At 65.2% G+C, this 10493-nt stretch carries 8 protein-coding genes; 3 read left to right on the top strand and 5 right to left on the bottom strand.

Translation table 11 applies throughout. From position 1 onward, the window contains the following. Window position 1 precedes the first annotated feature (1 nt). A complete protein-coding gene (locus tag F600_RS0119840; RefSeq protein WP_162141452.1) occupies window positions 2-1687 on the bottom strand; it encodes a PEP-utilizing enzyme in 1686 nt (561 codons plus the stop codon). Between the two features lie 222 nt (window positions 1688-1909). Here F600_RS0119840 and F600_RS0119835 point away from each other — a divergent pair, with 222 nt between their 5' ends. After that, window positions 1910-3115 carry a wax ester/triacylglycerol synthase domain-containing protein gene (locus tag F600_RS0119835; protein WP_156024688.1) on the top strand — a complete coding sequence of 402 codons (1206 nt, stop codon included), beginning with the start codon at window positions 1910-1912 and terminating at the stop codon, window positions 3113-3115. A 20-nt stretch (window positions 3116-3135) separates the two neighbouring features. Further along, window positions 3136-3972, top strand: coding sequence for an alpha/beta hydrolase (locus F600_RS0119830; protein ID WP_018162395.1), 837 nt, complete (start codon window positions 3136-3138; stop codon window positions 3970-3972). Here F600_RS0119830 and F600_RS0119825 read toward each other — a convergent pair. The 4 genes from F600_RS0119825 to F600_RS0119810 all read right to left on the bottom strand — a co-directional run bounded on the left by F600_RS0119825 (window position 3960) and on the right by F600_RS0119810 (window position 8996). Next, window positions 3960-5351: a WS/DGAT/MGAT family O-acyltransferase gene (locus F600_RS0119825; protein ID WP_018162394.1), complete on the bottom strand. Its 1392-nt coding sequence runs from the start codon at window positions 5349-5351 to the stop codon at window positions 3960-3962. The genes F600_RS0119830 and F600_RS0119825 overlap by 13 nt on opposite strands. Before the next feature lie 178 nt (window positions 5352-5529). Next, window positions 5530-6510 (bottom strand): non-homologous end-joining DNA ligase, encoded by a 981-nt coding sequence (gene ligD, locus F600_RS0119820; protein ID WP_018162393.1) that lies wholly within the window; start codon window positions 6508-6510, stop codon window positions 5530-5532. Beyond that, entirely contained in the window at window positions 6507-7586 is a 1080-nt protein-coding gene (locus tag F600_RS0119815; RefSeq protein ID WP_026306747.1) for an ATP-dependent DNA ligase, read from the bottom strand. The genes ligD and F600_RS0119815 overlap by 4 nt, the downstream gene beginning before the upstream one ends. A 45-nt stretch (window positions 7587-7631) precedes the next feature. Further along, entirely contained in the window at window positions 7632-8996 is a 1365-nt protein-coding gene (locus F600_RS0119810) for a cytochrome P450 (protein WP_018162391.1), read from the bottom strand. A 123-nt stretch (window positions 8997-9119) separates the two neighbouring features. Here F600_RS0119810 and F600_RS29080 point away from each other — a divergent pair, with 123 nt between their 5' ends. Continuing rightward, entirely contained in the window at window positions 9120-10466 is a 1347-nt protein-coding gene (locus F600_RS29080) for an allophanate hydrolase (RefSeq protein WP_051090856.1), read from the top strand. Window positions 10467-10493: the final 27 nt, after the last annotated feature.

Genomic DNA, 10493 nt, shown 5'->3' with positions numbered 1-10493 from the left:
CTTACTTCACCAACTCGCTGGCCTGGATGCGCACCTCACCGGACACCGAGTCAACCTCGATCGTGGCACCGTCGGTGATCTTCGCGGTGGCCTCACGGGTGCCGACGACCGCTGGGATGCCGAACTCGCGGGCGACGATCGCAGCGTGGCACAACTGCCCGCCACGGTCGGTGACGATCGCTCCGAGGAGCGGCAGGATGACGTTGAAGTACGGCGATGTGGCGCGCGTGACCAGGATGTCGCCCTGTTGGATCTTGCCGAAGTCGGCCGGACTGTCGACGATGCGTGCGGTGCCGACGTAGGTGCCCGGGCTGACGGGGAGACCGCGCAGAACCGTCGCTTCGTTGGGCTTGTCCGAGGGCACGAAGAGGTTCGAGATCATCGCGTCGACCGCAATCGCGAGGCGCCGCGCGTCCTTGGGCAGCAGGTGCGCCGGCGGCGGGGGAGACGGCATCGCGTTGAGGAACGCGGGGACATCCTCGATCTTTGCCGTCGTGCGGTAGAGGTAGCGCGCTTCGACGTCGACCACGCTGGGGCCTTCGCCGGTGAGCAGGAGAGAACGGAGTTCGTCACACGTCAGGTCCGGCGCGTGCAGGGCACTGTTGAGCAGTTCACGCTGTTCGAGGCGCTTGCCGGCCTCGAGAATCGCACGACGCGCCAGCCCGGTGCCCCAGCCGTCGGAGTACTGACCGCGCTCGTCGCGCAGGCGGTTGATGAACTGCAGCTCGGCGAGGCGCTCGTCGAAATCCACGCGGTGTTCGGCCGGCACGCGGTTCCGGATCGCCGTCGGATCGGCCGGCTTGCGGCGCCCGATCTCCTCCGTCGCGGCTTGCTTGAGCGTCGCGACCAACTGTTCAGGCATCTCGCCGGCGGTCGGGTCGCCGACGTCGTATCCCACCGAGCGGTACTGGACGGCATCGATGTACGCGCTGACCGCAGGACCCGCGGACTCATCAGCCTGGAGCGCGAGAAGAATCTGCGCCGGATCACGGTCCTTGTGGAGGGCCTTCATCGCAGCCTTGCTTGCGCGGATGGCCGAACCCGCGGTGTCGAGTTCATCGGCGGCAAAGCCGAGCGAGATCGGCGACGTGCCGCCGACGAGTTCGAGCAGTTCACCCACGCTGGCGCCGGTCCATTCCTGACCGCCGGCAATGTAGTCGCCGTTCGGCACGATGACCGTCGCCGTGTGCTTGTGGTGCAGCGCGATCATCTCGTTGACGTGGGTTTCCACGCGCAGAAGATGCTCGGCGAGTGCCGCGTCGTCGAGTGCGGCCACATCTACGGACTGGATCGCGCGGTGCTTGGCGATCGCGGCCGGCTTGTCGACGGTGTCCCACTGCTCGAGGTCGCGACGCCACTGCTTGGTGTCGATCGCCTTCTTGCCGACTGCGATCCGGGCGCGCATCTTCGGGTGCAGGCGGGTCAGCAGCCACAGAACCGGTGCCGGCGGAGGACCCATGGCTCCGGCGGGAGCCAGGTACGCGCGCGGTTGCTGGTAGGTCCACCCGTTGACGACCGCCGGGTGCATGTGGTCGAGCAAGGTACCGTAGCGAGCCATCGTGTCGGTGAATCCACGGATGAATCCATTAACCAACGGTTCCTGCATGAAGGCGCTGAGCGGCCGTGGGAAGTGCGCCGTCTCCAGCTCCCAAGGGCCCTTTCCAGGTGCTTCGAACTGCTTAGTCATGCCAGCTCCCGTTCCGGAAACAGAGGGTGAATATGTGATGAACGTCATTTGTTGACGTGACTATAACCCCAGCTTGTCGATCGTTCATCGGTCGGTCGACCTATATCTCGATCACATCCAGGGCGCGGCTAGGCGAACGTCTGGGATATCGCCGTCAACGCTCATCGCAAGCACAGGTATGTTGGGCGCGACGTGGTAACCGCGGGGGTGATCGTGATCGAGATGAGCGAGGCCCAGCTGCTCTGGTGGCGGGCTGGCGCGTCGTCAACGGTGACGATCGTCATGGTGCTGGACGATGGTCCGAGCTGGGAGCGCGTGTGGGCTGCACACGAATGGGCTCTCACCGTCGCGCCGCGTCTGTCGGAGCGAGTCGTCGAGTCCAAGCTGACGACCGCAGTTCCAGTGTGGAGTGCCGCCGGGACGTTTCGGCTTGCCGATCATCTGACGCGCACCACGGTCGAAGGTGGACTTCCCGAGCTGCTGGCACTGGCGCAGTCGATATCGACGTTTCCGATCGATGTCTCGAAGCCGTTGTGGGAAGCGACCCTGGTCGAGGGCTGCAACGCCTACATCCTGCGGTTTCATCGCGCACTGATGGAGAGCGTCGGCGGGCTTGCCCTGCTCGAACGACTCATGAGTGGACGTCCCACCGGTCGCAATGGCGGCCTACCTGCGCGGCGGCGGGAGTACCTGCCATCGCTTCTCGACAACCTGATCGAGCAGACGAGACGTCTGCCGCTGGACGTGACGACGCTGCTGCGATCGTCGATCCGAACATCGGTCGAGACGTCGCTTCGCATCGCGATTCACCCCCGCCGAACCGCGGGTGAGAGCCTTCGCTATGTCGGCTCGATCATCGGACTGTCGACCGTGCGGCGATCGCCGCTGTGGACCGCTCGGCGCGGAATCCGGCCAAGGCTCGGTGTCGTCTCCTGCAGTGCGTCAGCTCTCGCGCGCGCCGCCGCCACCGCCGGCGGAACGATCGAAGACGCTTACCTGGCCGCCGTCCTCGGCGGCATCGACCAGTATCACCAGCGGTATTGGGTGACCCTGGAATCGTTGCCGGTATCGATTCGTGGAGAGGTTCGCGACGCTCCGATCGGACTCCAGAATCCGGCCGAGCGCATCGCTGCGTTAGCCGACGGCTCATCGTCTTCGCGCGGACCTGCCGACCTCATCTCGACGGTAGTCGGGGAACTGACGACCCCGGCATTCATCGCGGGCGCCCGGGTCAAGGAGCTGTTCGCGTTCCAGGCGCTCGACTCTGCGGCCCTGACGACAACGCTCGCGATTCAGGGCGACACCTGCTGTGTCGCTGTGACGTGTGACGGCGACGCTGTCTCTCAGCCTGCTTTGCTGGTGGAATGCCTACAGAATGGCTTCGATGAGGTTCTCGCGCTTGGCGTGCGGGGACAGTCGGCGAACTGACCGAAACTAAGGAGACACCGATGGCTGGACACACGGAGGGAACTCTCGCCGGTGCCGAAGGTCGCAACCTGTACTGGCAGGCGTGGGAGCCCGAGGGCGCGCTGAAGGGCGTGGTCGTCGTCGTGCACGGTCTCCACGAACACAGCGCTCGCTACGACTGGGTCGCCGAGCAGTTGAACGGCGCCGGGTACGCGGTGTACGCACTCGACCACTCCGGTCACGGTCGCTCCGACGGCGTCCGCGGCCAGCTCTACCGCTGGTCCCAGGTGCTGGACGGTGTCGGTTCGCTCGTGCGGAAAGCGCGCGAGGCGCACCCTGACCTCCCGCTGTTCGTTCTCGGGCACAGCATGGGCGGACTCGTTTCCCTGTCGTACGTCATTCGCGACAAGCCGGACATCCGCGGCCTCATCGTGTCGGCACCGGCGCTCGTCCAGACGGTCGCCGGCCCGGCGCTGATCGCCGCTGGCAAGGTGTTGTCGGTCGTCGCGCCGAACCTCGGGGCAGTCGCGCTCGATTCGGAGCATGTGAGCCGCGACCCCGCGATCGTCGAGTACCACCGAACCAACCCGCTCATGTTCACCGGGAAGGTCCGGTCGCGCACGGCCGCCGAAATCCTCAAGGCCGCAGACGACGTCGTCGCCAACCTCGGCTCACTGACGGTGCCGCTTCTCGTCGCCAGCGGCACGGCGGACAAGATCGTCTCGCCGGCCGGTGCCGACCTCGCCTACGAGAAGGCTGGTTCCGCGGACAAGACGCTCAAGACGTACGACGGGCTGTACCACGAGATCCTCAACGAGCCAGAAAAGGACGTCGTCATGAACGACGTCCTGTCCTGGATCGCGGCTCACTCGGCGTAGGTAAGCCAGGCGGTCGAGAGTCCGCTCGCGCGCTCGAGTTCCTCGAGGCTCTCCTCCATGTACGCGAGGATGCGGCCCATGTGCGGCACGCCGGACCGGCAGCCGACCAGCCCGAATCCGATCATCCCGTTGTAGCTGACCACCGTGATGTTGAGGGCCTGTCCTTCGAGCGCCAGTGACATCGGGTACACGCGCTCGACCAAGCAGCCGTTCCAGTAGGCGGCGTTCTTGGGACCGGGCACATTGCTGATGATCAGGTTGTACGGGGGACGCGCCTTCGTCATGCCGGGGACGAGATTCAGCACGGCCGGGCCGCCCACGACGACGCCGCTGAAGGCCATCGCCTGCACGGCATCGGCACCCTTGAGCGTTTGCTTGGCGGCGCCGATCGACATCTTGATGGCGTCGAGGCGTTCCTTAGGCTCTTCGATGTTGGTGCCGAGTTCGCACAAGATCAACGAGATGAGGTTGCCTTCGCCGGCGTCGTTCTTGTCCTTCAGCGATACCGGGACCGCGGCGGTCAACGACTGTTCGGGGAGCCCGTCCTTGTCCTCGAGGTAGCGGCGCAGTCCTCCGGAGCTCATCGCGAGGACGATGTCGTTCACGGTCGCGCCGTGTGCAACCGCGACGTCCTTGAGACGCTGGAGCGGGAAGCCGCGATAGGCGACCCGTCGGGCACCCGTGATCGGAACGTTGAACATCGTGCGTGGTGCCGCATACGGCGTGACCAGGGCGTCGTCACGGAGCATCTGAGTGCCGGACTTGGCGAAGGTCTTGACCGTGCCCGCGACGCCGTTCGCAACCATCTTCGCGGTGTCCCATGGCGATCGAATGGGTGCCCGGCGGGTCTTCGGGGGCGCGCTGCCATCCTGAGCCCAGAACGGCAGGGTGCTCTTGATATCCGGCGTCTCGGAGAGCCCGCGCTTGACGATGCTCACTCCGCCCACGCCGTCGACGAGCGCGTGGTGCAGCTTGATGTAGATGGCGAAGCGGTCGCCCATCAGGCCGTCGATCAGGTGGAATTCCCACAACGGACGATGGCGGTCGAGCAATGTGCTGTGCATCCGGCCGATGAGGTCGAGCAGTTGGCCCTCGTTACCGGGGTACGGCAGCGCGGACATCCGGACGTGGTACTCCATATCGACCTCGCGCTCCTCGGTCCACATGAGCAGACCAGCGCTGTTGACCGGCGACTTCGGGTGCTTGCGGAACATAGGCCGCAGCTTGTCGAAGGTCAGCAGATGGCGATGGAGGTCCCCGAGATACCCAGGTCCTGCGTCCTCGGGCTTGCGCAGGATCATCACTGAGCCGACGTGCATGGGGTGTTCGCGCGACTCGATCAGCAGAAATGGTGAATCAGCCAAACTCATGAAGCTCATCGCAGTGCTCCTCGAAACAAGGGGGTAACCGAGACTGCGCTGCCTCGTCGAATGTCGACCGGTGCCGACTGCATTCGAGGTTAGTCTGCGATTGTGAAAGATCGCCACTCGAAATTGTTTCCCTTGGTTTCACCTATGTGAATCTTTTATGGGTGAATAAGGGTTGGTAACGTAATTCTTACGTTTGCTTCTTTGCCCTGCTCGGAGCCACTCTCGGTGGTTCGTTGGGCATCTTCGGGTACACGGGCGGCCATGGTGCGTCCATCATCCCCGAAGCAAGATCACGCTCACTCATCTCGAGGAGGGCTTCGATCGACTGTGGAACGGCGTTTGCCCACGGGTCGCCAGAAGTGGCGAAGCGCTCCGGCACCGTCTTGATCGTCAGCGCTTTCGGGTCTATCTCGTCGAGTTCGTCCCACGACAGCGGCGTCGACACCTGGCCGCCGACGACCGGTCGCGCACACCACGCGCCGAACACCGTTTTATGCGGCGCATTCTGGTTGAAGTCCACGAAGACGCGTTGTCCGCGTTCCTCTTTCCACCACTGCGCGGTCATCTTCTCGGGGTGTCGCCGCTCGAGTTCCCGGGCGAGCGCGACGGCGGCGGCCCGAACCTGAAAGCTGTCCCACCTGGGGTCCAGCGGCGCGTAGATGTGCAATCCGCGAGATCCGGACGTTTTCACCTGCGCCGCGATGCCGAGTTCGTCGAGGAGTTCCTTTGTGAGGACAGCACCCTCGCGCAACTGAGCGAAGGTGATGCCGGGCGAGGGGTCGAGGTCGATCCGCAACTGGTCCGCGAACTCCGGTTCGGCCGCGTGGTAGGGCCACACGTGGAACCCGATACAGCCCAAGTTCACTCCCCAGATGATGTGCGCAAGATCGGCGACGACGAGTGCTTCGCTGGTCGTTCCGTTGGGGGTGGAGACGACGGCGGTCGTCAGCCAGTCGGGCGAATTTTTCGGAACTCTTTTTTGAAAGAACGACGGCCCGCCGGCGCCCTCGGGGTAGCGCTCCATCATGACGGGACGCCCGCCGAGTGCCTCGAGCAGTGGCTCGGCGACCGCCTCGTAATACTGCGCGAGCTCGAGCTTGGTCCAGCCGGTCGCGGGGAAGTAGATCTTCTCCGGACTCGACACCGTGACGCCGGCGATCTCGGTCATTTTGCTTCCTGGAAGATCTCACCGAGCTCCGCGGGCGCGGCTTCGTCGAGCTGCGCATAGGTGCACGACTCGGGCGTGCGGTCAGAGCGGAAGTGGACGAGGCGAGCCCCATGCCGGAACCTTCCGGACTGCAAGTGCTCGTAGCGCACCTCGGCGACGAGTTCGGTCCGCAGCGGCTCCCAGCTCAGATCCTTGCCGTTGTTCCACCGGCTCAGGCCGCCCGGCATTCGTCCGCCCGCCTGCTGGGCCATGAAGTCCGCCCACTCGCGCCACGGATGCGACTCCAGCGCGTTCTCGCGCAGCGGCGCCAGCTCAGTGACGAGTGACTTTCGTTTGGCCGCAGTGAAACTCGCGGCAACGCCGACATGATGCAGCGTGCCTTCGTCGTCGAACAGGCCGAGCAACAACGACCCGACGCCCTCGCCGTCCTTGTGCCAGCGGAAGCCGGCGACGACGCAGTCTGCCGTCCTCTCGTGCTTGATCTTGAGCATGACGCGCTTGTCTTGCTGGTAGGACAAGTCGGCCGACTTGGCCATCACGCCATCGAAACCAGCGCCCTCGAATCGGGTGAACCAATCCTGCGCGACATCGGGATCGTCGGTCAGGGGAGTGAGGTGCACGCGCTGGAGCTCACTGGCGTCGAGCATCGATTCGAGCAGAGCCCGTCGCTCGCGGAACGGCTTGCCGGTGACGTCCTCGTCGCCGAGCGCGAGCAGGTCGAACGCGACGAAACTCGCGGGCGTCTCCTTCGCGAGCTTGCGCACCCGGGACTCGGCGGGGTGCAGGCGATTCTGAAGGGTGTCGAAATCGAGCCCCTGACCAGTCACGATGACGATCTCGCCGTCGACGACACAGCGTTCGGGCAGCGCCTCCTTGAGGAGATCGACGAGTTCGGGGAAGTAGCGCGTGAGCGGTCGATCGTTGCGGGAACCGAGTTCGACGGTGTCGCCGTCGCGGAACACGATGCAGCGGAAGCCATCCCACTTCGGTTCGAACAAGAGGCCGGGGTCACGCGGTACTCCGGCGTGCGTTTTCGCGAGCATCGGCTTGACGGGCGGCATGACAGGTAGCTGCACGGGTCCCAGTCTGCCGAATACCTACGACAAGTTCGCGCAGACTCCTCAGGTTCGCCGGGTGACCTTGGCGTCGACCCGGCCGGCGACGGTCATCGTGAAGGGCAGTGCGGGCGTGATCTCCGTACTCACGGATTCGAACTTCGCCGCCCGCACTACGGTCGCCAGCGCGAGCGCGGCTTCGAGCATCGCGAAATGGTCGCCGATGCACGTTCGCGGACCCCCGCCGAAGGGAATGAACTGCCAGCGGTCCCGGTCAGCTCCGTTACCTGGCATGAACCGGTCCGGTTCGAACGCGTCCGGATTCGACCACAGTGCCGGATCTCGATGCAACGCAATCGCGCCGACCATGACGTTGGTCCCGGCGGGGATGCGGAACCCGTCGACCACCGCATCGCGCATGGCCATCCGGCCGATGAGCGGCGCCGGCGGGAACATCCGCAACGCCTCGTGGATGACCGCGACGGTGAGCGGGAGGTCCGCCACATCGGCTGCCGTGAGCGGCCGATCGCCCAACGCTTTCACCTCGGCCGCGATGCGATTCTGCAGGTCGACGTCGCGACCGACCTGCCACAGCGCGTAGGTCAAGGTGGTAGCGGTCGTGTCGTGTCCCGCGAAGGCGAAGGCGAAGAGCTCCTGTGCGACCTCCGCGCGCGTGAGGCCGCGCCCCGTCTCGGGATCCTTGGCGTCGAGGACCTCACGAATGAGCGGTGCGTTGCGGGTTGGATCCGCGATCGCGTCGTCCACCGCTTGGTTGATGATGCGCATCGTCACCGCCTGGGCCCTACGGAACCGCCGGCGGTACGGGGTCGGCAGCCAGTACGGAGCGCGGATGGGCCGAAGGGCGCGATTGGTGACGAATCGGACTTGCTGTTCCAGAGAACGACCGAGTTCCATGTCGTGCGAGCCGAGGTCGGTGCCGAATACCGACAACCCGACCACTTGCAGGGTCAGGCGCCGAATTTCGGCGTTGAGGTCGACCGTTCCGCGTTGCGCCCAGTCGTCGGCCGCGGACTGCGCCGACGCGACCATCTGACCCGCATAGTTGCGCACATTCTGCTTCGTGAACGCCGGCTGCAAGGCGCGGCGTCGCGGAACCCACGGGGTGTGGGTCTGCGAAAAGACGTTCTCGCCGAGCCAGTGCCGGCCTTCGACGTGCACGACCATCCACTTGTCGAAGGTCTCGTCCGACCCCGCCAGGACATGGCGTGCCCCCTGCGGGGACGTCACCATCGCGAACGTCGGAACCAGGAACTTCGGGCCGAAGGGAATGATGACGACCGGTCCGCCCGCGTCGCGAAATCTCTGCGGGGCAGTGTTGAACGCACGCATTGTCCGAACCCGGTCGAGCCAGGACATGTCCACAGTCGGCGCGAGCGGAAACTGTGCAGCATCTGCGATGACGCGTTCCATAGAGCCAGTATCGGCGACCTCACGGTCCAGAACCAGCGCCTGTGAAGCATGAAGTTCACATGGGCAACACGATGGACACAGCGCCTTTCCACAGCCGCCACACGCTGGGAAAAGACTCTCCTCATGCCCCGCCCAGACACGACGCCCGGGCCCCAGGTCGGCCCCTCGATCGCCGACGTGCTGGCCGAGCACCGCGGCGCCGGTTCACCACGGAAGACCGCGGCGCGGGTCGCCGAGGTCATCGAGGCGCGCGGTGACGACGGCACGTGGATCACCTATGTCGGGCGGGACGCGCTGCTCGGACAGGCCGGGGTCTCGTGGTCGCCGGACGTGCCGTTGTACGGAGTTCCCTTCGCCGTCAAAGACAGCATCGACGTCGCGGGACAGCCGACCACACTGGCCTGCCCCGACTTCGCGTATGTCGCCGAGACCACGGCTCCCGCGGTTCAGCGGTTGCTCGATGCGGGCGCCCTATACGTCGGAAAGACGAACCTCGATCAGCTCGCGACCGGACTGAACGGGACGCGGACCGCGTACACGATTCCCCGGAGCGTTTACGGCAATGACCTGATCTCCGGAGGTTCCAGCTCGGGGTCCGCGCTCGCTGTCGCGCTCGGTGAGGTGCCCTTCGCCGTCGCCACCGATACCGCGGGTTCGGGACGGGTTCCGGCCGCGCTCAACGGAATTGTGGGATTCAAGCCGTCCCGCGGGGTGATCAGCGCGGTCGGGCTCGTGCCGGCCTGCAAGTCACTCGACTGCGTCACGTTGATGGCGGGCACCGTCGCCGATATTCGTACGGTTTTCGATGTCATCGCGGCGCCGGACGACGGCTACGAGTGGAGCCGCGCCCGCGGGCCGGCCTATGACGGCCGGGAGTTGCGCATCGGCCTTCCTCCCGGCGACCAGCTGAGTTTCTTCGGCGACGAACCCATGCGAATCGCCCACACCCGGGCCCGGGAAACGATCGCCGACGACTTCAAGACCGTCGAGGTTTCGTTGCGGCCGTTCCTCGCCGCCGGCGAACTGCTTTATCAGGGTCCGTGGGTCGCCGAGCGTCTCGTCGAGTTCGAGGATCTCCTGACCGAATCACCCGAATCCATCCATCCGGTGGTGCGCGAAATCCTGCGCAGTGGATACAAATTCACGGCGATCGAGGCGTTCCGCGCCCAGCAACAGTTGCAGGTCCTCAAGTTCGAGGTAGCCCGTCTGTGGCGCGACATGGATGTGATGGTCGTGCCCACGATCGGCACGACGTTCACCGTCGAGGAGGTGTTGGCCAACCCCATCGGGTGCAACACGATGCTCGGGCATTACACACACTTCGGAAATCTGCTGGACCTGGTCGGGATTTCGGTCCCCGCAGGACTCACCGAAGACGGCCGTCCGGCGAGCGTCATGGTCCTCGGGCCCGCTTTGTCGGACGACACCGTTCTCCATGTCGCAGCCGCGCTTCAAGCGTCTCTGCAATGACATCCCTGTCACTCCGCTCGCCCTAGG

Source organism: Smaragdicoccus niigatensis DSM 44881 = NBRC 103563 (assembly GCF_000380645.1).
Lineage (GTDB): Bacteria > Actinomycetota > Actinomycetes > Mycobacteriales > Mycobacteriaceae > Smaragdicoccus > Smaragdicoccus niigatensis.
The sequence above is the reverse complement of the archived record's forward strand: the minus strand, read 5'-3'. Positions and strand labels throughout refer to the sequence as shown.